Genomic DNA, 23,638 nt, shown 5'->3' with positions numbered 1-23,638 from the left:
TGGCATGTATGCTGTTAGGCCTGCTTGAGTGAATTTCATGTTTGTGTTATCTTTTTAGGTTGATTATCTCTTCAACTTCATTATCGCTTAGGAATATGCCATCGGAATCTATCTTGACGTATCTATCAGGCTTTAATCCGCATGCAATATTGCCTGAAGGAAATTTGAATCTCCCTTGTGCTACCATAAAGTTTAGCTGACTATTGGGTAGCGTATCAATCAATGCATCACTAAAGCAGTCGGTAGGCTCTCCTGTTTCATCGCCTACAAGGGTTCCTCGCTTAGCGAACTTGAACCAGTAGGCAAAGTCAAGCGCTGACGAAAAGGTGTTGTACCCTTGAACAATAAATATCTTTCCCGAGTACCCTGAAGAATTAGCATTTACCCTTTCCTTGTAGCTTACCTTGTAGAGGTCTCCGACCTTACCATTGTATATTTTCACAAGGGCGTTGGGCATCCTTTGCCTATAGAATATCCTATGAAAAAAGCCCTTATCCCTATAACTGTTTACTTTAGAAGATACCTTTTCCTTATATTCTTTGCTTATTCTTCGTTCAGCAGACTGCCTTACCGTAAATGAATCATGCTTAATGTAGTCGGTTATGAAGTCGTTGCTGTCGGTAGAGCCGCCGGTGTTGTTTCGAATATCAATGATTAGTTTTTCAATTTTTAGGGAGTCTATTGTTTCGAAAAATGCCTTTACCTTTTGCTGCATAACGCTATCCTGCTCGATATCGCAGCTGTTGTAGTACAGGATGGCAAGAGAACGTGCTTTGTCGATCTTGTAATTTACCGACCTAACGGTGTCTGCGGTCGTATCTCTTTTATAAAGGGATGAAAAGTCTAAGCTATATCCAGTAGCTGTATTTGTATATGCGCTCTTTTCGGAAATATTAACGAGTTCTTGCTTGCCATCGTGTAGTAGCCCTATGGTGTAAGGTTCGGTTATGCCGAGTAGTGGAAGACAATACTTGAAGAGGAAGGTGTTGCTTCGTACCGATGATTTAATCTGCTCGTTGAGCATGTACTTCTTGAATTGGCTCATGATGGATGCTGCATCATGTCCGTTTATGCTTATAACCTTGCTTCTGGCGTTCGCATACTTCTCTTTGATGTATAGGCCATAGCTGCTGTCGATTTCAAAAATCGAAGGGATGTATACTCGGGATCTATCTTGCCAGGTAAAGTCGAGGAGAATATTGGTATGCCCATCGAATAGGTGGTTGAGGGTGCCGATCCGCTTGGCAAAGCCGTAGGTAGATAGCGAGTCGGGTAGGTTATTTACTATTCGGTTCTTTTCTTGTTCGACCGAGTCTTTAGAGCAGAAGAAGTAGGGGTTGGGGTGGTGCTGCTTAAGGCTGCTAAAGAAGTGGTCGATGTCGGTTTGCATCTCTGCCTTGCTCAGCTGCTTGTTTACCTGGGCTGATGCGCTAGCTCCCACCATGCAGAATAAGGCAATGAGTAGGGCTGCGAGGGCTTTTCGATTGTAATGTGTAATGGCATTCATTGTTAGTTCTATTTTTTATCCGATTCCACAAACCTACAAAACCCCACTCTACTATTCCTAGAGCCTACATCTTTTTTGTTAAAACATCACCTGTTTAAGCTAAATGTTCGGAATATATTTTATACATTCGAAATTAAGTAGGGGAAACGTGCCCTACGAAACAAAATTATTAACCTAAAACCTAGTTTCACTATGGCTTTAGACAACCTAATCTCGGTAACGTTTACGGAGGCGGAGCTAAAAGCAATAGACGATGCTTTGGCGGCACTCGAAACGGTGCTCAAGGGTAAGGCGGTAAACCTGACCTCGGAGCAGCGCGTTCAGTATGGCAAGGTGAAGTACGATATGGAGGTTTGGGTGGGTAAGGCTGCAAGCTACATCTACAACAATGTACCGCTAGTTCCAACGTACATAAATGTGGATGAGCTCCGGCTCGACATGACGGCCCATACTGCCCTTAACCCTCGTATCGACAGGATGTCCAGCATCCTTAAGAACATGGAGGATACCAACGCTGTTCTGGGAGCTGACATCTACAACTCCTGCATGAGCTTCTACCGGGCAATCAAAGTTGCTGCAGGTAGCGTGCCCAGCGCTTCGGCGATCTACGACGACCTGAAGCAGCAGTTCCCCGGTGCTCCAAGTAGGAAGGCCGCAGCTAAGTAGCATCCTTCCCGAATGCCTTCTAATCCTGCTTTACGGTGTAAGGTGGGATTTTTTTATGCCCCACGGGCTGGTTCGGGAACGATGGCAACCCCCTTCTCGCTTATTCATCTCTAACCGATTAGGCATTAAAAGTAGCCTAAGAATGGCAATAACCTGTTCGGAGCAGGTTGCTAACCTATTCGGAACAGGTAATAAGCTGCTCGGAACAGGTTGCTAACCTATTGGGGACAGGTTACTAACCTGCTTGGAATAGGTAATAAACTGTTCGAAACAGGTTACTAACCTATTTGGAACAGGTAATAAGCTGCTCGGAACAGGTTGCTAACCTATTGGGGACAGGTTACTAAGCTGCTCGGAACAGCTTATTGGGGCTCCTTAACCTCCTCGTACCCCAGCTTAAAGGCAATGGGGCGGGTGTAGAGGTAGGTCTTACGGCTGCGCGAGTAGGCAATGGGGCCACCCAGCTGCTTCAGCACGGCTATCAGCAGGTAGAGGTGGCTCTCGGCGATGCCGAGCTTGGCGGCAAACTCTACGGGGGTGCCGGTGGTTGCGCTGCTGATGTAGTGGTGGGCGCCAGTAAGGCGGTGGGCCAGCTTAAGGATATCCATAGGGGTAGGTTTTTGGGTTAATGTATGCTGCTAAGGTAGCAAAATGGGCAACAAATCTCCAATATAATGCTGCCTTGCAGCCCCTAGCAACAAGCAGCCCTGTTATGGGCGAGCAAACCGCATTTGCCGATGCCGGATTTGGGAAATATCAGCTATACTTGCCGAAAATTGGCAAGGAACATGGCTACGGAGAAAACAAACGCAGCACGGCTGCTGGATAGGGCAAAAATTGGCTACGAGCTGGTAGCCTACGAGGTAGACGAAGCCGATCTGAGCGCGGTGCACGTTGCCCAACAGCTCAACGAGCCCGTCGAGCAGGTCTTCAAAACGCTGGTGCTAAAGGGCGATCGGTCGGGGTACTTCGTTTGCGTCATCCCCGGAGCCGAAGAGCTCGACCTGAAGAAGGCCGCCAAGCTTTCGGGCAACAAAAGCTGCGAGATGATCCCGATGAAGGAGCTGCTGCCCATCACGGGGTATATCCGCGGAGCCTGCTCGCCCATAGGCATGAAAAAGCGCTTTGCCATCTACATCCACGAGAGCTGCAACGCCTTCAACCGAATCTACATCAGCGCCGGGAAGCGCGGGCTACAGCTCTACCTAAGCCCGCAGGAGCTGGTTGCCCTGGTAGGCGCTACCGTAGGATTTCTCATTCTGGAGCCCGAAAACGAATAGCCCCAAAGAATTTTAACAAAAAAGGCTCTCCATATCAACATAAATACTAAATTTAGCCACTGTTAAGCTCTATTATTTACTATTCTTTAATGTAGAAAACTATGATTGGTATGGGTTCTGGGGCGCTTATCGCCCTTGTAGCGTTTGCGCTACTTCTAATTCTGATGACGGTGAAGGTTGTTCCACAGCAATCGGCCTACATCATCGAGCGCTTTGGTAAGTTCCACGAAGTGCTAAAGCCAGGTATCAACTTTGTAATCCCCTTCTTCGACAAGGTAGCCTACAAGTACAGCCTCAAGGAGCAGGCCTTCGACATCCCCGAGCAGGTGTGCATCACCCGCGACAACGTACAGGTTATTGTGGATGGCGTGGTATTCCTTCAGGTTATCGATGCCCAAAAGGCCGCATACGGTATCAGCAACTACGTGTTTGCCGTAACGCAGCTCTCGCAAACCACCATGCGTAGCGAGATGGGTAAGATTGAGCTCGACCGCACCTTCGAGGAGCGCACCACCATCAACCGCGCCGTAGTAGAGGCCATCGACGAGGCTTCGCAGCACTGGGGCGTTAAGGTGCTTCGCTACGAGATCAAAAATATAACCCCTCCTCAGTCCGTTCTTCACGCCATGGAGAAGCAGATGCAGGCCGAGCGCGAAAAGCGTGCCCGAATCCTACAGTCGGAAGGCGAAAAGCAGTCGGCCATTAACATTGCCGAAGGCCAAAAGCAAAAGGTCGTGCTCGAGTCGGAGGGTATAAAGCTTCAGCAAATCAACACCGCCGAAGGTCAAGCCGAAGCAATCCGTGCGGTGGCCGTAGCAACAGCCGATGGTATTAAGGCCGTAGCCTCGTCTATTAAGAACGAGGGCGGATACGAAGCCATTCAGCTCCGCGTGGCCGAGCAGCTGGTAGAGCAGTTTGGCAAGCTGGCCAAGACCAACAACACGCTTATCCTTCCTGCTAACTTCGGCGACATGGCCTCTATTGTATCGGGAGCGCTAGCCGTTATCAAGCAGCAGGATGCCAAAGCACCCGGCAACCCAACACCTATTAAGTAATGATGGAGGCAATTAGTCAATCGCAGCTTTGGCTTATCATCGGCTTCATAATGCTGGTGATAGAGATGTTTAGCCTGTCGTTCTTCGCATTCTTTATTGCGATGGGCGCGCTGCTAACAGCCCTGCTCACCTACTTGGGCGTACTGCCAAGCATCGCATGGCAAATTGTAGCCTTCAGCGTAAGCTCTATCCTCTTCCTCATCTTCCTCCGCAAGCTGCTCCGACGAAAGTTCTCGCAAGCCAAAGGAGGCATGGACTACACCGAGTTTGTTGGCGATAGGGTTAACGTACTCCACGCTATTCCGGAGAATGGACGCGGCAAGATCTTCTACCGGGGAACCGAATGGGAGGCCGTAAGCATCGATGGAAAGCCAATAGAAAAGGATACGCTGGTTACCATTCTAAAAATGGATGGCATCGTAGCCATTGTAAAACGATCCTAGAAATTTTTTCGTACCATAAGCAAACAGCCAGCACGCTATTTAAACAGAAGAGGTGCTGGCTGTTATTTTGGCTCTTCGGCTACTCAGAATAGCCACGCAAGTCACTCTCCAGCACAGCATCCCGCATGGTCAGATTTATTTTACGGGAATTGATAAACCAATCTCTATTTTTAGCTAACTTGCGTAAGAATGCTCTTTAACCAAACTATATCAAAGATATCTATGAACCTACGAACCGTCGGCATGCTCGCCCTTCTACTCTCGGCTTCGACAGCAGCTCTTGCTCAAGAACCCTGGGGGCTGGAACGATGCATACAGTATGCCATCAGCAATAACATTACCATAAAGCAGCAGGAGCTTAGGGTGTCCTCTAGCCAGAATGCTGTAAAGAAGGCGCAATGGAGCCAAACCCCATCGCTCTCGGCCAGTAGCAACAACACCGTAAGCTTTGGCCGATCGCGCGACAACTCCAACTTTGCATCGGTAGATAAGACTGCCTGGAGCGGAAGCTTGGGGATAGGCAGCCAGCTGAACCTCTTTAACGGGTTTAGTATCAGGTCTACCATTGCAAAGAGCAAGCTCGATCTCCAGTCGGATTTGCTAGAGGTGGAGCGAACCCGCAACGACATCTCGCTTAATATAGCAGCAGCCTACCTTCAGGTGCTCTTTAACGAGGAACTGGTTTCCATATCCGAGCGCCAGCTGGAGACAACCCACCTTCAGGTCGATCGTACCCAAAAGCTGGTTGATGCCGGCAACCTATCGCAGAGCAACCTGCTCGAGATTCGTTCGCAGCAAGCCCAAGAGGAGGTTTCGTTGGTTAACGCTCAAAACCAGCTCGACATTGCCTATCTTACCCTAAAGCAGCTGCTGGAGCTACCAGCCGACACTGCATTTAAAGTTGAGCATCCGTCGAGGCTAACCGTAAACGAGCAGTACGCCCTAAGCACACCCGGCCTACTCTACCAAACATCGCAAAGCCTACCCCAAATAAAGTCGGCCGAGATAAAAGTAGCCAGCGCCGAAAAGGGAGTGGCGTTGGCAAAGAGCGGCTACTATCCTTCGCTGATGCTGTCGGCACAGTACGGAACCAGCTATTTTAACCAAGCAATGGAGCTAAAAGGCTTGAATCCCGATGGATCGATGATCTATGGTAAACAGGCAATACGCGACCAACTCGATAAGAACCAGAGCATCGGTATCGGGTTGAGCTTAAACATCCCAATCTTCGACAGGTTTAGCACCAAGTACGAGGTTAGCAATGCCCGTATTGGCCATACGCTAGCCCAACTCGATCTTCAGCAGCGTAAGAACACGCTTTATAAGGAGATATCGCAGGCTCATGCCGATGCTGTTGGAGCGCTAAAGAAGTATGCTGCCACGCAAAAAGCTCGTGAAGCTCTTGCCGAATCGTTTAGTAGCATAGACAAGAAATTCAACGTAGGAGCCGCCAACTCGCTCGACTACAATACGGCAAAGAATAAGCTGTCGCAATCGGAGTCGGAGCTGCTACAGGCGAAGTACCAGTTCATTTTTAAGACAAAAATTCTAGACTTTTACAAAGGAGTACCTATTAAACTATAAGCTATGAAAAAGAAGAAGCTTACCAGATACATCATCATCGGAGCCGTTGTCCTTATTATTTTTCTTATAGTTGGAAAGAAGGCCGGATGGTTTGGAAAAGACGAGCTGCAAAAAGTAGCCATCGAAAAGCCTGCCGATCGTCGCATTGTGGAGTATGTTTCGGCAAATGGTAAAATACAGCCCGTTACCGAGGTAAAGATCAGCTCCGATGTGTCGGGCGAAATAGTTGAGCTACCCGTAAAGGAAGGGCAAAGAGTAAAACGTGGCGATTTGCTGTTTAAGGTGAAGCCCGACATGTACATCTCGCAGCGCGACAGGGCAACTGCGGCGCTAAACTCAGCCAAGACGCGCATTAGCCAGGCTCAGGTGCAGCTGCAAAAGGACGAGCAGGCGTACCGTCGTAATAAAACGCTCTTCGAACAGAAGGTGATATCGAAAGCCGAATACGAAACCTTCGAAGCGGCCTACAACTCGTCGAAAAACAACCTACAGGCAGCACAGTACGACTTTCAAAGCGCACAGGCTGCTCTAAAGGAAACCAACGAGAGCCTATCGAAGACTACGGTTTACGCTCCTATGGATGGCATTGTTTCGAAGCTAAACGTAGAGCTGGGAGAGCGCGTTGTTGGAACCATGCAGATGGCGGGTACCGAGGTAATGCGCATTGCCAACCTCAACCAGATGGAGGTGTACGCCGAGGTTAACGAGAACGATATCGTAAAGGTAAAGCTCAACGATACCGCACTTGTAGAGGTAGATGCCTACCTAGGCCATAAGTTCAAGGGAATTGTAACTCAGATTGCCAACACGGCAACATCGTCGGCAACCAGCACCGATCAGGTAATCAACTTCGAAGTGCGCGTGCTGCTGCTCGAAGATTCCTACAAGAGCATCATGAAGGCCGGTATGGCAAGCCCATTCCGCCCAGGCATGTCGGCATCGGTTGAGATTCAAACCAACAGCATTAGCAAGGCGCTTACCATACCAATACAGGCCGTAACCAACTACATCGACACTACCAAAAAGATTGCTCAGGCCTCCAAAGCAAAAAAGAATGAGGAACAATCGGAAGATGAAGAGGTAAAACCTATTGATGAGGACGATGTACTCGACCGCTCGGGAGGCGAAGAGGTTGTTTACGTTTACAACGCTAAACAGAAAAGCGTTAAACGAGTAAAGGTAAAAACGGGCATTCAGGATAACACCTACATCCAAATCCTAAGCGGACTAACCAAAAAGGATGAGGTGGTAATTGCCCCATTTAGCGCCATATCGCGTAAGCTTAAGGACGGAACCAAAGTAGAGGTTGTTCCGGCAGATAAGGTATTTGAATAGCGGTCAAGATTTAAGTATCTTCGCGCCGGAAGCGCAACCTTAAGCGCCCAAGATACAGAAGATACCATGAGCATCATACTATGCATAGAAACGGGAACGGAGGTTTGCTCCGTTTCCCTTTCTAAAGATTCCAAGATCATCGACATCCGCGAAAGCGCAGAACCCCAAGCGCATGCCCGACAGCTCGCTGTATTCATCGATGAACTCCTTAAAAAGAATAGCCTTACCACTAAAGATCTTTCGGCAGTAGCCGTAAGCGAGGGGCCTGGATCGTATACAGGACTTCGCATTGGCGTATCTACCGCAAAGGGTATTTGCTTTGGTTCAGGAATCCCGATGATAGCCATCGATAGCCTTCAGGCGCTTACCCAAGGAGCCATCAACCAGGTGGGCGGCAACACGGGGAGCATCTTTTGCCCAATGATCGATGCCCGAAGAATGGAGGTTTACACCGCGCTTTACCATAGCGATGGAAGTCCTAAAACAGCAACCGAAGCGCTGATCATCGACGAGAATTCGTTTCAGAAAGAACTTGCCGAAAGCAAGGTTTACTTTTTTGGCAACGGTGCGCCTAAGTGTATAGAGATCATCAACCATCCAAATGCAGCATTTATAAACGTTACCCATACGGCTGCCAACATGGTTCACCTTGCCCATCGGCTGTTCGATGCCGCAAAATTTGTGGATGTCGCCTACTTCGAACCATTTTATCTGAAGGATTTTGTTGTGACAAAATCTAAAAAAAATTCGCTTGGCCTTTAGTAAAGTGCGATATTTTTTAGAATCAATGGCTTATATTTGCACCCAAATAAAATAGTAAACCCTTTATGGCAACTACAGCAGATATTAAGAACGGACTATGCATCGAGTTTAACGGCAAGCCCTGTTCGATTGTAGAATTTCAACACGTAAAACCAGGTAAAGGTCCAGCTTTCGTTAGAACTAAGCTTAGAAACCTTGAGAACGGACGCATTATCGAGAACACCTTTAACGCTGGCGTAAAAATCGACGTTATTCGTGTTGAGCGCCGTCCTTATCAGTTCCTATACGAGGATGAGGCTGGATACAACTTCATGCACAACGAAACTTTCGAGCAAATTTCGCTTGATAAGAACCTTATTGAGAACGCTGACCTAATGAAGGAAGGCCAGTACGTAGAAATGATGGTTCATGCTGATAAGGAAGAAGTACTAACCTGCGAGCTTCCTCCATTCGTAGAGCTTGTGGTTACCTACACCGAACCTGGTTTGAAGGGCGATACCGCTTCGTCGAATGCGCTTAAGCCTGCAACCCTCGAGACTGGTGCAGAAGTACGCGTTCCTCTCTTCATCAACCAAGACGAGAAGATTAAGATTGACACTCGCACTCGCAGCTATGTAGAGCGTGTTAGAGGTTAATTGAAAAATACTTTTATAAAAGAGAGGTAGCTGCAAGGCTGCCTCTTTTGCTTTTATGCAGTGTGCTACTAGCTATCGGCCGTTTCGAAAGTTACCGTTGCGGGCTTATGGCTTGGCGTTACGTCGCTCTCGAACGATTCGCCCACAACCGCTGCCGAAAAGAATACGTGGCTGCCCTTCACCTCAACTCCCCTTACGGGTTGGTAGCTGGCAGTAAGGTGTACTGTACGAGTTCCAACGAAAAGGAACAGCGGACCTACATAGGCTTCATTTCTTCGCAATGCCTCCCATCGCTTTAGCTCCTCCTCCTTGTTAATAACATGCTCGCAAAGAATCATGTTAAACAATTCGATGAAGTCTAGATCGACGCCAAAGGTTTGGCAGAATCGGCTATTGGCCCACTCTAGGTTTCCCTTAAGGTCGAACTCGGCAAGCAGGAATGCCTCCCCAAAGGCATCAATGGTTCGCTTGTGCACGGCTATCCTTTCCAGAAAGTTGGCTCGTTCGGTGTTGGCTTCGTTTCTAACCTGCTCTATTTGACTCTCCATATCCGCCATTTGCTGGTGTAGCAGTTCCTCCCTGTGCTCGAAAGCCTCCTGTGTGGCGTGCAGCTCCTCGAGATTCTGGCGCAGCTCCTCCTCCTGTGCGGCCAGCTCCTGCGCCTGCATCTTGGTCTGTTCCAGCAGGCGAGCTGTGGCGATAGACGTTCGCAAGCCTAGCAATCGTGCGGCAAGGATGCCTGCGGCTCGTTCGAAGAGCTCCACCTCTACCTTTTCGAAAACCCTAAACGAGGCCAGCTCCATCACCCCGATTGCCATGCTGTCGACAATAAGAGGGATAACCACCACGCAGCGCGGGCTTGCCTCGCCCAGCGCCGATGCTATTGGGCTATAGTCCGAAGGCACGTTGGTTATGTAGATAGTCTCCTTCTCCCAGAAGCACATTCCGGCTAGGCCGTCGCCAAGTTCTACTCGCTTCTGGTAGTACTTGCGGCGGTCGAAGGCGTAGGTGGCCACCATTCTAAGGTAGGATACCTCATCGTCGTCCTTCTCCTCGAGCATAATGCCCGCCTGATTTAAGCCCGAATACTTAACAACTCCTGTAAGAAACTCGTTGCAGAGCTCCTCGATATCGTCCTTACCCTTGTTTACAATGTCGTTTACCAGCGTAATCCCCTCGTTTATCCAGAGGCGAATGCGGCTATCCTCTTCCTGCCGATGCCGCTCTTGGGCTACCTGCGAGAGCTTATTTCGCATCTCCAAAAGGCTCTCGCCCACTTCGCCGGAGTTGTCGAAGACGCTAATGTTGGCCTCGAAGTTGCCGTTGCCCACCTCTACGGCAAAATCGCGCGTGTTGCTTAAGGCCCCGATTAGCTTATTGAGCGATGACTCCATGGCGGCAATCTCGTCGGAACCCTCAACGGCCATTGCTTGGGGGAGTTCCCCTTTGCCAAGGCGCATGATGTAGCCCTGCAGCTTCTTTATCGACTTTAGTATGTGCGATGAGGTGAGCAGCAAAATGGCCGCTACCAGCGACGATAGCAGTATGATTACGGCAAACAGCACGAAGAGCGAGCGGTTGCTCCGGCTCTGCTCGTGCTCCTTAACCTGAAGGCGGGCATGGTTGAGCGCCTGCTCGAAGCTGTCGGCGAAGCTATTCATTGTAGCAGAAGTGCCGCCATTATCGTTTAACCCGACCTTCACCCCAAGCGCTACGTACTCCTCAAAGTACTTCTGGTAATTCTGAAGCAGCCCTACCATAGTTGGCGACTTCACCTTGGTAAGCATGGCGGCCATCTGCCCCTTAAACTTGGAGAGGTAGGTGGTGTCGTTGCGGAGCATAAAGTCCTTTTCGTGGCGGCGGAGCATCAGCATATCGGTCATCAGCTCGTAGCTGCTGCCCTTCTTGAGCTCGCCCTCTACCTCGTGAATGGCCTTGCGCATGCTGCCTACCACGCCTTCGTCCTTAAACCCGACAACCCGTACGAGCGAGACCAGCTGCTTAAACGAGCGGCTGTAGCCGTTTAGCCCCTGCTGCATGGCGGCCATATCGGCCTGAAGTTCGGTGGAGGCAAAAGCATCGTTCGCCTTAAGCTCGGCAATGGTGCTCCGCGTAATGGCCAAGATGCTGTCGAACTCGGCTACGTATCGGCTTTGCCCGGTGGCAAAGAACTCAGGATTCTTGGTGTCGAGCTTTACAAAGTCCTTCTCGTTCTTGCGGAGCCGGAGTGCGCACTCGGCCAGATGGTCTATTCGGCTAAGCGTGGTGTAGTTTCCGATGGAGCTGTGGATGGAGGCATTGGTAACAAGAAGGATGATGCCCATGATAACGGTAATCCCAGCAGTGGTAAAAAGAAGGAGGGTTCGGATGGAGAGTCGGTGTAGTATCATTTTTTGAGTCTATTTTCTAGCACAAAGTTAGACGCGCCTTCCTGGCCTACCGAGAAGCCATCTTTACCATTGAGCTAAGAATACATCACCCAAAAAAAGCTTGCAGCTAACATTTGAGCCCTATATTTGCGGCAGCTTTAGGACAAAACTCGCACAACCATGCTGGTAGATCTACACTCGCACACCACCTTCTCCGACGGACGAAGCTCCCACTCCGAGATGGTTGAAGCCGCCATCCAACGGGGGATAGCCGTGTACGGCATCTCGGACCACCTCTGCTTTCACGACAACCCTTGGACCACGAAGCCCCACCTCTTCGAGGATATGCGCAGCACCATGGCCGCGCTGAAGACGGGCACATCATCCGCCAAGATCCTTTTTGGGATGGAGGTGGACTACGTGCCGGGGTGCGAAAGCCGCGTAGCCCTGCTGAAGGCCGATAACGGCTGGGACTACATCATCGGCTCGGTGCACTACCTCGGCGACTGGAACATCGACAGCAACGCCCCCGACTGGGAGGGCAAGGATGTGGATGCGACGTACTCCCGCTACCTCGATCTTTTAGAGGAGATGGTGGATACCGGCCTGTACAACATCGTTGGCCATCTTGATCTGCCCAAAAAGTACGGCCACTACAGCAGCATCGACCTTACCGAAAAATACCTAAGCATTGGGCAGAAGATAAAGGCCAAGAATATGGCCTACGAGATCAACACCAACGGCAGGATTAAGCCCTGCAACGACTTCTACCCCCACCGCACCATCGTTGAGCTGTACCACCAGCTGGGCGTAGACGTCACCCTCGGCTCCGATGCCCACCACCGCGACAACGTCGGGCAATTCTTCGACGAAGCCGCTGCGATGCTTAGGGCGGTGGGCTATACGCGCATCTGCTACTTCGAGAAGGGGGAGAAGCGCTACCTGCCGCTGTAGAACAAGGAGAAAGCTGTAGGCACATCGTCAAAAAAGGCAGGGTTTAGGCTGCTTTTTACATCCTGCACCCTGCAATTTGCAAGGTTCACCCTGCTCTTTGCAGGGTACAGGCTGCTTTTTGCAGGGTGTACCCTGCTTTTTACGTTCTCGACCCTGCAATTTGGAAGGTGTACCCTGCTCTTTGCAGGGTGCAGGCTGCTCTTTGCAGGGTCGACCATTCAAAAAGCATCCTCTAGCTTCGTTTGGCAGACGCCTTAGCCCATAGCCGGGTCTATCCAAGCTGTCTATAGTTGTTGAAATAGAGTTGAGCACTACGCGGGAATTCTGCAGCCGCAAAAATCCTAAATCGAAGCGTACTCGATCCTTCCGCGGAATGCCGAAGCGCCAGCCGTCTCGTTAATCCCCTCGAATTCGAAGATGCTGGGCTCTTTGGTGCAGCGCACCAGCTTTATGGAGCTGCCGAGCATCGTTTCCTTTAGGTAGTTGATCGAAAGCCTTACCGGATTTCGCTCGAGCAGGAACTCGAGAGGCAGGGTGTCCACCATCCAATCGATGTAGCGGGTGGAGGTTACGTGACGGTTCAGGTCGATATCGAAAAAGGTTGGGGTAACAAAGAACTCGTCGCAACCAGAAACCTCGTTAAGCCGCTCGGGGCTGTATCCCAGCGCGTGCTTCTCGCGAAGGTGAGTAAAATACTGCATTTGCTCGGGATTAAAGCGCTTGGGGCGCTTAGAGGTACGGTCGATGGCCAGCCAGCCCGAAGTTGCTCGGGCAACCACCCCACCCTTTCGGTCGCGCACCACAAAATCGCGGAGGTAAAGTATCCCCTCTATATCCTTTGGCCAGGTTTCCACCACCAATTCCTCGCTCCAGCTAACGGGGCGGTAAATTTCGACGGTAAGATTCCTAAGTACCCAGAAGAGATGCTGCTGGCTAAGGTCGCCAAAGCCAAATCCAAGCCTCTCGGCCGAGCCGATGGCCGATTGAATCAGCAGGTTTACCATTGCGCCCAAGCGAAGGCGGGCGTTCATGTCGGTGTCGGCCGATGTTATGCTATAGGGGGTAAAAAGGGTTAGCTGTTGTTCTGTAAGCTCTGTCATTTCCGTAGTTTTTTCAGCAACGAATGGTCAATCCTCACGGATGCACAAAAGTAGCCAAAAAGAGGGCTCGTGATGCCCGCTACAGTTCATCTCCTACTTCTCGAATTACACCTTTTGCAAATCAAGTGGGTAAAAATGAGCGCCACCTAATCCCAAAGCGCGCTATCGACAACAGACTAGCGGCTACTCGCGCTCCTTTGTCAGCACAAACCCCTCGAAGCTGGTAACAAAAAAATACCAAAGTAGAAAGGTAACGCCAAACACGATACATCCAAGCACAATTGAAACTTGTAGGTAGCTCATAATCCCTTCCACTATAAAATAGTTGAAGAATATAGGAAGAATACCCACCGCGATAAGAATTAGTCGCTTCCCGCTGTTAACAGCCAATTCTGAACCGCATTTGCTACAATTCCAAGTCGAGCCGGAAAAGTTGAAGATCACCTTACGGTAGTATTCGGAGAGCGAATACTTGTAGCCGCAATTTGGACATGTTCTTGATTTCATATTCCAAGAATTAATAAGGTTTACAGCTCCCATTAGCTCACACAACAGATTATTTCCCCGTGTAAATATATGTTTATTTATAATACGTTAAATGCCTTAAGTAAGCCTAATGCTGATTTAGTTCGAACGGCAGTAACTTATCTACTTCTGAAAATCAAACGCCGCCTTGGACGGGCAACACAATAGCTACAGCATACACCTTTTTATATGTTCCAAAATCTACACCCTTGCCCAATGCTGCTGATGATGGCATGTAAATACCGGCTGGGACGAATGCCGTAAGTGCAGATAAGAAGTCTACCACAAAGCTTCAGCATAAAATGAGAGGCTACAGATTTTCGAACAATATTTCCAATGCTAGCTTTCGACTATTTCAAATTAAAAATACCCAAAAAGAACATTACAGATAATTACAAATCGGCAAAAGCGTAAAATAAACCCTAAATAAAATATAATTATTACCTCTATTTGTGTAAATTTTCACATAATCGTTAGTGTTAACTTTATCACAGAAAAAGTCACACAAAAAAAGCCCAAAGTTAACCTTGTTTATATGTTTTGATTTGCATAGCCTCACTGATTATATGACAGTTAACAACAAACACCACAACAAGCTAAGTTGTTCAATATAGTGTTAACAACAAATTCTTGTTATTTTATTCACAACTTCATCTACCATCAAATCATGGTGTTTAAAGACATTTTTTATCCCTATTGTTCCACCATAACAGACTTTATATAAAGTAATATTTTTATTGCAAAACAGAATAAACCGTTTAATTTTGCGCCAATTCTAAAAGCCAAAATTTGATTACTAATTTAAACTCGATGCTTATGCAAGCAACGCTATTTGGCTACACATTTTCTCCTCCTGTTTAGAGATGCGCTAACGCATCTGTTTTTTAATCACCTTGGCACTAACCATCGATGATCCACTGCATGCGGCAGGCATTCGGTGGATGTGATGCTTGTATTTCTATTTCAACACTATAATTAAGGCTTATATATGGGAAGTGTATCACTCCTTTTGCTAATGTTCTGCGGCCTATTCTTCGCTGCTTTGGCTATTGGGCTGGGTAAAGCAATGTCGGTTAAAAAGCCAAATCCCCTAAAGGAAGAGGCCTACGAGTGCGGTATCCAAACCGAGGGAGCCACATGGATTCAGTTCCATGTTGGTTACTATCTCTTTGCCCTTGTCTTTTTGCTCTTCGATGTCGAGATCGCGTTTATGTACCCTTGGGCTGTGGCCTTTAGGAGCGTAGGCGTTGTGGCGCTCGTAGAGATGCTCTTTTTTGTGCTCGTACTGTTTCTCGGGCTGCTATATGCCTATAAAAAGAAAGCGCTACAATGGATGTAACTCAAAAACCTGATTTCCCCGGCGAGGTTTATGCCGACGAAACAGGAAAAACCAACTTCTTGGTTACCACGGTTGACAAGCTGGCCAACTGGGCTCGTAGCAACTCGCTATGGCCGCTTACCTTCGGGACAAGCTGCTGCGCCATCGAAATGATGTCGGCAGCATCGGCCAAGTACGACTGGTCGCGATTCGGATTCGAGGTGGCACGCGCTACCCCACGCCAGGCCGACCTGATTATCGTAGCAGGAACCATTACCTACAAAATGGCCCCCGTACTAAAGCGACTTTACGACCAAATGGCAGAGCCCAAGTACGTTATTGCCATGGGTGCCTGCGCCGTATCAGGCGGACCATTCTTTTACAACTCCTACTCGGTAGTAAAAGGTGTCGACAACGTAATTCCGGTTGATGTTTACATTCCCGGATGCCCACCACGCCCCGAGGCTTTACTAGAAGGGATGATGGCCCTTCAGGCGAAGATCATGAAGTCGAGAGCCTACGTAATAGACAAACCCAAAAAGAAACAGGACGATGAGTAGAGAAGAGCTAAAGGACTACCTTACCAGAACGTTCCCACAGTATACGGTAGAGGATACGTTCGATTTTCCGCTACTATGGGTTCCAAAGGAAGACCTCGTAAAGGTGCTTTCGCGCCTTAAGAACGACGACGCCACACTGTTTAACTTTCTAATGTGCGAAACAGCCGTAGATCGTAAAACCTACTTCGAGGTGGTTTACCACCTACACTCCTACCCTCACAAGCACGACATGGTACTTAAAGTAAAGCTCGAAGATCGCGACAATGCAGAGGTAGACTCAGCCATATCGCTTTGGGCTGGAGCCGAATTCTTCGAAAACGAGATTTTCGACCTTTTTGGTATCCGTTTTAACGGCCATCCCCACCTTCGCCGCTTTATGCTTGGCGAAGATTGGCCAGGATATCCGCTACGTAAAGATTATACCGATGAACATATGATATCGCTGTAACCCTATGGAGATCATTAAACATTTTTCAGAGTCTGAAGACGAGCAAAGTTTTGTCATCAACATTGGGCCGCAGCACCCCTCTACCCACGGTGTACTTCACCTAAAGATGAGGCTTAATGGCGAAACGGTTGTTGACGTAGAACCTAATCTAGGGTATATCCACCGTGGTATCGAAAAAATGAACGAGGCGCTAACCTATAAGCAGTGCGTTCACCTTACCAGCCGTATGGACTACCTCTCGGCTCACATGAACAACCAGGCAGTATCACTAGCCGTTGAAAAGGGTATGCAAATCGAGGTTCCAGCCCGTGCTCAGGCCATACGTATTATAATGGCCGAGCTGCAACGCCTTGCTTCGCACCAGCTATGGTGGGGATGTCTTGGTTTGGACATGGGAGCCGTAACTCCATTCTTTCTCGGCTTCCGCGAGCGCGAAACCATCCTCGAAATCTTCGAAGAATCGACCGGGAACCGCCTTACCATGAGCTACATTACCCCAGGAGGTGTTCTTCAGGATATACATCCTAACTTTGTGAAAGATGTGAAGCGTTGGATCGAGCAGTTTAAGAAGAACCTTCCCGAGTTCGACCAGCTGTACACCAACAACGTTATTGTTCAAAGCCGTTTGAAAGGAATCGGACGAATTAGCTTAGAGGATGTCATCAGCTTTGGGGCATGTGGTCCGGTTGCGCGTGCTTCTGGGTTAGCATGCGATGTCCGCAAGCGCTTCCCTTACGATGGATACGATAAGCTTCAATTCGAAGAGATCATCTACAAAGGCGGTGACTGCTGGGATCGCTACATGGTTCGCATGGACGAGATGAAGCAGTCGATAAGCATCATCGAGCAGCTGATTGACAATATCCCCTCGGGTCCCTACCGCGAAAAGCTGAAGGGTGTTCCTAAAGTGCCAGAGGGCGAGTACTACCAGCGCGTAGAAACCGCTCGTGGCGAACTAGGCGTGTACCTGGTGAGCGATGGAGGTTCTAAACCCTACCGCTTAAAGTACCGCACCCCAAACTTTGCCAACCTAAGCGCACTGCGTAAAATGTTTATCGGCCAAAAGATTGGCGATATGATCGCCATCATGTCGACGCTCGACTTAATAATCCCTGATATTGATAGATAGATGGGCGATATGGGATATGAGATAAGCGATGTGCGACGTGGGATTTTTATCACAAATCACCTTTCGCAATACGCAAATCACAAATCTCACTTTGCAAATCTTAAACAAGAACAATAATGTTACTAACAATCACACTAGCAGATATCATCCATTCGATTGATACTTGGCTCAACCAAACCCTAAGCCCCAATCTCGCGCTAGCGGCCGAGCTGGTGCTAGGTGGATTAGCCATTATCGGTTTGGTAATCGTAATGGCAATCGTAATGGTTTACGCCGAGCGTAAGATTGCCGGATTTATGCAGATGCGCTACGGTCCAAACCGCGTTGGAAAATGGGGATCGCTTCAGGCTGTGGCAGATGTGCTTAAACTCTTTATGAAGGAGTGCCTTACGCCCAAGAATGCCGATAAGCTCATGTTTGCCATTGCTCCATTCTTGGTTACAGCCGTAAGCTTTATGACCTTTGCACCGATGTCGTTTGCTCCAGGCGTTCAGTTCTGGGATATCAACATTGGCGTATTCTACATTGCCTCAGTAAGCTCACTTTCGGTAATTGGTATTCTAATGGCAGGTTGGGCATCCAACAACAAGTACGCACTACTTGGTGCTATGCGTAGTGGTGCACAAATCGTGAGCTACGAGCTATCATCAGGCCTTTCGCTGATTACCATCGTACTTATGGTAGGTAGTCTTAGCGTTAAGGATATCATTATGAGTCAGGGCGACCTATGGTGGATATTTAAGGGTCACATCCCTGCTGTTGTAGCCTTTGTGGTGTACATTATCGCAAGTACTGCCGAGCTAAACCGTGCACCTTTCGACCTTGCTGAAGCTGAGCAGGAGCTAACCGCCGGATTCCATACCGAGTATTCGGGAATGCAATTCGCCATGTTCTTCCTCTCGGAATACTGCAACCTGTTTGTGCTATCCATGCTTGCCGCTACCGTCTTCCTTGGCGGATGGATGCCGTTCCATATTCCAGGTCTCGAAGTATTCAATCACCTGATGGACTACATCCCCGGTGTAGTTTGGTTCTTTGGCAAAACGTTTGCCATTATCTTCCTAATCATGTGGTTCCGTTGGACGTTCCCCCGCTTACGTATCGACCAGCTGCTGAAGCTCGAGTGGAAGTATCTGCTACCGGTTAGCATCGTTAACATGGTAATTGCGGCCATAATCACCCTTATGAACTGGTTCCTATAATCCGCAACACAATGAAAAGCATATTCAACTACTATAAAAGCATATTCCTTGCACTTCGCTCGCTATGGCAAGGGATGAAGCTTACGGGCTACTACTTCTCGCATCCTAAAAAGATGCTGGTACAGCCTTACCCCGAAAACCGCGATACGCTGGTTATTCCTAGTCGCTTTAAGGGAAATCTTACGCTTATCCACGATGCTGAGAACCTTCACGCTTGTACGGCTTGCGGTATTTGCGAGATCAACTGTCCAAACGGTACCATTAAGATTCTATCTAAGATGGAGGAGCAGGAGGATGGTAAGAAGAAAAAGGTACTCGACAAGTGGGTGTACCACATGGGGCTTTGCACCTTTTGCGGCTTATGCGTAGATGCCTGTCCGAGCGATGCCATCGCCTTCGACAATACCTTTGAGCATAGCGCTTACAAGAGTACAACCCTCAACAAGGTGCTCAACAACCCTGGTTCTAAACTTAAATCGACCGTAAAATGAGCGCAGAGTCTATAATATTCTACATTTTGGCGTCACTTGCAGTTACCTTTGGTGCACTAACCGTGTTTTCCCAAAAGGTTTTTCGATCGGCAATATATCTGCTTTTCACCATGGTAAGCATTGCCGGCATCTACTTTCTAATGAACATGGAGTTTATTGCCGGACTGCAAATCCTGATTTACGTGGGAGGTATCGTGGTGCTCATCATCTTTTCGATATTCCTCACTCACCAATCGGGGAAGAAGCTGCCATCGAGCAAACGTAGCAACCTATTTTGGGGTGGACTTCTTAGCGTAGCAGGACTTCTGCTTACCCTTGGAGTAGCGCTATCGCATGATTTTCCACAGGATAGCCAAGAGAATATAGATGCTTCGGTAAAGACAATTGGCTTGCAGATGCTCGACTATACAAACCACGGATACGCACTGCTCTTCGAGGTGATTAGCTTCCTGCTTCTTGCCGCGCTGGTTGGTAGCATTGCCATCGCCATTAAAGAAAAAAACGAGTAAGAGATGGAACAAATTCCAATAACACACTTTTTGGTGCTTAGCACCCTGCTGTTTTTTATCGGGATTTTCGGCTTCTTCACCCGCCGCAACATGATCACCATGCTGATGTCGGTGGAGCTTATCCTTAACAGCGTTAACATCAACTTCGTTGCATTTAACAAGTACCTATATCCCAATCAGCTCGAGGGCGTATTCTTTACCCTTTTCGTAATTGCCATTGCGGCAGCCGAGGTTACGGTGGCCATCGCCATCATCATTAACCTCTACCGCAAGTTCAATACGGTTGATATGGACGAGGCTGATACCCTAAAACACTAAGCTATGAATTTGGATATTGCAGCAATACTTATTCCGCTACTTCCGCTACTCAGCTTTGTGGTGATTGGCCTTTCGGGCAAGCATATGAGCCATAAGATGGGTGGCATTATTGCCACCACCGCTATTTTGGCATCGTTGGCGCTATCGCTGGTAGTAGCAAAACAGTACTTCTTTGATTTTGGCAAGGTAAACGACGTTTACCAGCCTCATATAGCCTTTAATGCACAGTGGCTCGTGTTCAACAGCTCGCTGAGCATCAACTTCGGAGCAATTCTCGATCCTATTTCGGTGATGATGCTTGTGGTGGTAACCGCCATCTCGTCGATGGTGCACATCTACAGCATTGGCTACATGCACGGCGACGAGCGCTACAAGTACTTCTACTCGTACCTATCGCTCTTCTCGTTCTCGATGCTAGGACTAGTTCTTTCTGTCAACATCTTTCAGATGTACATCTTCTGGGAGCTTGTGGGCGTTTCGTCGTTCCTGCTTATCGGGTTCTACTTCACCAAGCAGTCGGCTATTGCTGCTGCTAAGAAGGCGTTTATCGTTACCCGCTTTGCCGACCTAGGCTTCCTTATCGGTATTCTAGTGCTTGGCTTTGGAGCCGATTCGTTTGATATCTCAACCATCATCGAGCGCTTAACCACCACCGGTTCGATGCAAATGCTCGGAATGAAGGCGGTAACCTTCCTCGGACTCTCGTCGCTATCGTGGGGTGCGCTGCTTGTCTTTGCAGGAGCTGCCGGTAAGTCGGCTATGTTCCCGTTGCATATATGGTTACCCGATGCGATGGAAGGTCCAACTCCTGTATCGGCGCTTATCCACGCAGCCACCATGGTTGTTGCAGGTGTTTATTTGGTTGCCCGTCTATTCCCTGTTTACTCCATATCGGCACCCGAAGTGCTTCACTTCATTGCCTACGTTGGGGTATTTACGGCAGTATTTGCGGCCATCATTGCCACTACGCAAAACGACATTAAGCGCGTGCTAGCGTTCTCTACCCTTTCGCAAATTGGCTACATGATGTTTGCCATTGGCGTTGCCGGTTGGGGAGCAGAGCAGAGCGAGGGCTTCACCGCATCGATGTTCCACCTGTTTACCCACGCGTTCTTTAAGGCGCTGCTATTCCTTGGTGCTGGTGTGGTTATCCATGCCATCCACAGCAACGATATGCAGGATATGGGCGGACTACGCAAAATGCTACCTATTACCCACATCACCTTCCTTATCGCCTGCTTGGCCATAGCGGGTATTCCTCCATTTGCCGGATTCTTCAGCAAGGAGGCAATCCTTAGCTCAGCCTTCCAAGCCGATAAGCTCATCTTTGTGCTAGGCGTATTTGCCAGCGGACTTACCGCATTCTATATGTTCCGTCTCTACTTCAACATATTCTGGAGTAAGCCTGCCGAAAACCATCACAACCACGAAAAGGGTGCAGGGTTTATGACACTTCCCCTTATCATCTTGGCTGTTGGTGCCATATTCGCCGGATTTATTCCATTTGGCGAGTACGTATCGGCCGATGGTAAGCCGCTCGAATTAGTTGTTCACCTTGGCTTCTCAGTTCTTCCGGTTGCAATAGCCCTTGCAGGCATCCTTATCGCCTACGTGCTCTACTTTAGGAGGAACGAGCGTCCCGACAGAATGGCCGCATCGCTTAACGGCGTATACAAAGCGGTGTACAACAAGTTCTACATCGATGAGGTTTACCTCTTCGTAACCAAGAAGATTATCTTCCGATTTATTGGCCGTCCTGCTGCCTGGTTCGACCGCAACGTGGTAGATGGAGCCGTTCAGCAATCGGGACTACTTTCCGAGAAGCTATCGTACGGCATCAAGCAGATGCAGTCGGGTAAGCTGCAAGCCTACACCATGTACTTCCTTGGAGGGGTAATTGTACTTGCCGCTATTCTAATCTTTAAATTCTTGTAACCATGAGCTTGCTAGTATACCTACTATTAATACCGCTACTTACTTCGCTGCTGCTGCTGGTTCCCAAAAAAGGAATTGCCATTAAGCAGATTGCGCTGGTTGGTAGCATCATCCAGCTGGGGTTTGCCTCATGGCTAACCGTACACTACATGTCGCTTCGCGCCGCCGGCGAAAAGGCGCAGATGCTCTTCACCCAAAGCATTCCTTGGTTTGCTCCGCTAAACATCAACTTCTCGGTTGGTGTCGATGGAATTGGCCTTGCCATGATTATGCTTACCGCAATGGTGGTGGTTGCAGGCGTGCTAATATCGTGGAAGATCGAAAGCCGTATCAAGGAGTTCTTCTTCCTGCTAACCTTTCTAAGCGTTGGAGCTTACGGCTTCTTCGTATCGCTCGACCTGTTCATGCTCTTCTTCTTCCTGGAGCTGGCCGTAATCCCCAAATACCTTTTAATTGGCATCTGGGGTAGCGGTAACAAGGAGAAGAACGCCATGAAGCTGGCGCTTATGCTTATGGGCGGGTCGGCAATTGTATTCCTAGGGATGATTGGCCTTTACCTTGCCTCGGGCTGGTACTTTGGCAACAACACCTGGGATCTGCAAACCCTTGCCGCCATGAACTTCCCTATGGAAATTCAGATACCCATTTACCTGCTCACCTTTGTTGGGTTTGGCGTATTTACCGCCATGTTCCCCTTCCATACCTGGGCACCCGATGGTCACTCGTCGGCACCTACTGCCGCATCGATGTTCCTTGCCGGTATTTCGATGAAGCTGGGTGGATACGGAGCCCTTCGCGTGGCTACCTACCTGATGCCAGGTGCTGCCGTACAGTACTCGTGGATCTTCATCATCCTTGCCGCTATAGCCATATTCTACGGCGCGTTTGCAACGCTTATGCAGCGCGACCTTAAGTACATGAACGCGTACTCGTCGGTATCGCACTGCGGTTTCGTGGTTCTCGGTATTGCCGTGGTAACCCAAACCGGAATGACGGGCGCCGTGATGCAAATGGTATCGCACGGTATTATGACGGCCCTCTTCTTTGCCGCTATCGGTATGATATACGAGCGTACCCACACCCGTATGGCCGATGAGCTGGGAGGCGTTTTCACCCAAATGCCATTCATCGGTACATCATTCATTATTGCTGGACTTTGCTCGCTGGGTCTTCCCGGCTTTAGCGGTTTCGTTTCGGAGATGACCGTCTTTGTTGGATCGTGGGAGCGTGCAGGCCTCTTCTACAAGGTGGCCACCATCCTTGCCGCATCATCAATTGTGGTAACGGCCGTATACATTCTCCGCGCTGTTGGAACCGCCATTTGGGGAACCATTAAGAACGCCGAGTTCAAGCAGCTTACTGACGCAACCTGGAACGAGCGCTTTGCCGTTATCCTGCTGGTTGCCGGTATCGTATTTATCGGCACAATGCCCTTCTGGCTAACCAACCTTATTGGTCCAGACGTGCAGGAGATCGCTAAACGCCTAGTATTATAACCCGAAAATTGAACGAA

At 48.9% G+C, this 23,638-nt stretch carries 24 protein-coding genes; 19 read left to right on the top strand and 5 right to left on the bottom strand.

All coding sequences use genetic code 11. The features are described 5' to 3' along the window. Nucleotides 1-46: 46 nt before the first annotated feature. Nucleotides 47-1,507 (bottom strand): S41 family peptidase, encoded by a 1,461-nt coding sequence (locus CLV25_RS07320; RefSeq protein WP_131838985.1) that lies wholly within the window; start codon nt 1,505-1,507, stop codon nt 47-49. Between the two features lie 192 nt (nt 1,508-1,699). Here CLV25_RS07320 and CLV25_RS07315 point away from each other — a divergent pair, with 192 nt between their 5' ends. Continuing rightward, nucleotides 1,700-2,173, top strand: a complete 474-nt coding sequence (locus CLV25_RS07315; RefSeq protein WP_131838984.1) for a hypothetical protein — start codon at nt 1,700-1,702, stop codon at nt 2,171-2,173. A 362-nt stretch (nt 2,174-2,535) separates the two neighbouring features. Here CLV25_RS07315 and CLV25_RS07310 read toward each other — a convergent pair whose 3' ends face one another. After that, entirely contained in the window at nt 2,536-2,781 is a 246-nt protein-coding gene (locus CLV25_RS07310) for a hypothetical protein (protein WP_131838983.1), read from the bottom strand. A 180-nt stretch (nt 2,782-2,961) separates the two neighbouring features. Between CLV25_RS07310 and ybaK the strand changes: the two genes are divergently transcribed. From ybaK to efp, 7 genes are all read left to right on the top strand, one after another. Continuing rightward, nucleotides 2,962-3,453, top strand: a complete 492-nt coding sequence (gene ybaK / locus CLV25_RS07305) for a Cys-tRNA(Pro) deacylase (RefSeq protein WP_131838982.1) — start codon at nt 2,962-2,964, stop codon at nt 3,451-3,453. Between the two features lie 101 nt (nt 3,454-3,554). Continuing rightward, entirely contained in the window at nt 3,555-4,508 is a 954-nt protein-coding gene (locus tag CLV25_RS07300) for an SPFH domain-containing protein (protein WP_131838981.1), read from the top strand. Beyond that, nucleotides 4,508-4,951 (top strand): NfeD family protein, encoded by a 444-nt coding sequence (locus CLV25_RS07295; RefSeq protein WP_131838980.1) that lies wholly within the window; start codon nt 4,508-4,510, stop codon nt 4,949-4,951. The genes CLV25_RS07300 and CLV25_RS07295 overlap by 1 nt, the downstream gene beginning before the upstream one ends. 222 nt (nt 4,952-5,173) lie before the next feature. Next, entirely contained in the window at nt 5,174-6,535 is a 1,362-nt protein-coding gene (locus CLV25_RS07290; protein WP_165877023.1) for a TolC family protein, read from the top strand. 3 nt (nt 6,536-6,538) lie between these two features. Further along, nucleotides 6,539-7,870 carry an efflux RND transporter periplasmic adaptor subunit gene (locus tag CLV25_RS07285; RefSeq protein WP_131838978.1) on the top strand — a complete coding sequence of 444 codons (1,332 nt, stop codon included), beginning with the start codon at nt 6,539-6,541 and terminating at the stop codon, nt 7,868-7,870. Nucleotides 7,871-7,936: 66 nt separating this feature from the next. Continuing rightward, nucleotides 7,937-8,632 (top strand): tRNA (adenosine(37)-N6)-threonylcarbamoyltransferase complex dimerization subunit type 1 TsaB, encoded by a 696-nt coding sequence (gene tsaB / locus CLV25_RS07280; RefSeq protein ID WP_131838977.1) that lies wholly within the window; start codon nt 7,937-7,939, stop codon nt 8,630-8,632. Nucleotides 8,633-8,697: 65 nt separating this feature from the next. Beyond that, a complete protein-coding gene (efp, locus tag CLV25_RS07275) occupies nt 8,698-9,267 on the top strand; it encodes an elongation factor P (RefSeq protein WP_131838976.1) in 570 nt (189 codons plus the stop codon). Nucleotides 9,268-9,335: 68 nt separating this feature from the next. On the opposite strand, the gene CLV25_RS07270 is transcribed toward efp, so the two are convergent. Further along, entirely contained in the window at nt 9,336-11,657 is a 2,322-nt protein-coding gene (locus CLV25_RS07270) for a GAF domain-containing protein (protein WP_131838975.1), read from the bottom strand. Nucleotides 11,658-11,816: 159 nt separating this feature from the next. Between CLV25_RS07270 and CLV25_RS07265 the strand changes: the two genes are divergently transcribed. Then, nucleotides 11,817-12,590 (top strand): histidinol-phosphatase, encoded by a 774-nt coding sequence (locus tag CLV25_RS07265; RefSeq protein ID WP_131838974.1) that lies wholly within the window; start codon nt 11,817-11,819, stop codon nt 12,588-12,590. Nucleotides 12,591-12,931: 341 nt separating this feature from the next. Here CLV25_RS07265 and CLV25_RS07260 read toward each other — a convergent pair whose 3' ends face one another. Beyond that, nucleotides 12,932-13,690, bottom strand: coding sequence for an acyl-[acyl-carrier-protein] thioesterase (locus CLV25_RS07260; protein ID WP_131838973.1), 759 nt, complete (start codon nt 13,688-13,690; stop codon nt 12,932-12,934). Nucleotides 13,691-13,873: 183 nt separating this feature from the next. Continuing rightward, nucleotides 13,874-14,197: a transcription initiation factor IIE subunit alpha family protein gene (locus CLV25_RS07255; RefSeq protein WP_131838972.1), complete on the bottom strand. Its 324-nt coding sequence runs from the start codon at nt 14,195-14,197 to the stop codon at nt 13,874-13,876. Between the two features lie 1,006 nt (nt 14,198-15,203). Between CLV25_RS07255 and CLV25_RS07250 the strand changes: the two genes are divergently transcribed. The 10 genes from CLV25_RS07250 to CLV25_RS07205 all read left to right on the top strand — a co-directional run bounded on the left by CLV25_RS07250 (nt 15,204) and on the right by CLV25_RS07205 (nt 23,621). Beyond that, nucleotides 15,204-15,554, top strand: coding sequence for an NADH-quinone oxidoreductase subunit A (locus CLV25_RS07250; protein ID WP_131838971.1), 351 nt, complete (start codon nt 15,204-15,206; stop codon nt 15,552-15,554). Then, on the top strand, nt 15,545-16,093 hold the full coding sequence (locus CLV25_RS07245) for an NADH-quinone oxidoreductase subunit B (RefSeq protein ID WP_131838970.1): 549 nt from the start codon (nt 15,545-15,547) through the stop codon (nt 16,091-16,093). The genes CLV25_RS07250 and CLV25_RS07245 overlap by 10 nt, the downstream gene beginning before the upstream one ends. Further along, nucleotides 16,086-16,541, top strand: coding sequence for an NADH-quinone oxidoreductase subunit C (locus CLV25_RS07240; RefSeq protein WP_131838969.1), 456 nt, complete (start codon nt 16,086-16,088; stop codon nt 16,539-16,541). The genes CLV25_RS07245 and CLV25_RS07240 overlap by 8 nt, the downstream gene beginning before the upstream one ends. Nucleotides 16,542-16,545: 4 nt before the next feature. Continuing rightward, nucleotides 16,546-17,670 (top strand): NADH-quinone oxidoreductase subunit D, encoded by a 1,125-nt coding sequence (locus CLV25_RS07235; protein ID WP_131838968.1) that lies wholly within the window; start codon nt 16,546-16,548, stop codon nt 17,668-17,670. Between the two features lie 116 nt (nt 17,671-17,786). Then, entirely contained in the window at nt 17,787-18,872 is a 1,086-nt protein-coding gene (nuoH, locus tag CLV25_RS07230; protein WP_131838967.1) for an NADH-quinone oxidoreductase subunit NuoH, read from the top strand. Between the two features lie 11 nt (nt 18,873-18,883). Then, nucleotides 18,884-19,363 carry a 4Fe-4S binding protein gene (locus CLV25_RS07225; RefSeq protein ID WP_131838966.1) on the top strand — a complete coding sequence of 160 codons (480 nt, stop codon included), beginning with the start codon at nt 18,884-18,886 and terminating at the stop codon, nt 19,361-19,363. After that, on the top strand, nt 19,360-19,872 hold the full coding sequence (locus CLV25_RS07220; protein ID WP_131838965.1) for an NADH-quinone oxidoreductase subunit J family protein: 513 nt from the start codon (nt 19,360-19,362) through the stop codon (nt 19,870-19,872). The genes CLV25_RS07225 and CLV25_RS07220 overlap by 4 nt, the downstream gene beginning before the upstream one ends. Nucleotides 19,873-19,875: 3 nt before the next feature. Next, complete coding sequence (nuoK, locus tag CLV25_RS07215; RefSeq protein WP_131838964.1) at nt 19,876-20,190, top strand: NADH-quinone oxidoreductase subunit NuoK; 315 nt, start codon at nt 19,876-19,878, stop codon at nt 20,188-20,190. 3 nt (nt 20,191-20,193) lie between these two features. Continuing rightward, the gene (gene nuoL, locus CLV25_RS07210; RefSeq protein ID WP_131838963.1) at nt 20,194-22,125 is read left to right on the top strand and encodes an NADH-quinone oxidoreductase subunit L; all 1,932 of its coding nucleotides are present in this window, start codon (nt 20,194-20,196) and stop codon (nt 22,123-22,125) included. Between the two features lie 2 nt (nt 22,126-22,127). Continuing rightward, the gene (locus CLV25_RS07205) at nt 22,128-23,621 is read left to right on the top strand and encodes a complex I subunit 4 family protein (protein ID WP_131838962.1); all 1,494 of its coding nucleotides are present in this window, start codon (nt 22,128-22,130) and stop codon (nt 23,619-23,621) included. Nucleotides 23,622-23,638: the final 17 nt, after the last annotated feature.

The sequence above is a fragment of the Acetobacteroides hydrogenigenes genome (assembly GCF_004340205.1).
GTDB lineage: Bacteria > Bacteroidota > Bacteroidia > Bacteroidales > ZOR0009 > Acetobacteroides > Acetobacteroides hydrogenigenes.
This window is presented reverse-complemented; position numbering and strand designations above follow the sequence as displayed.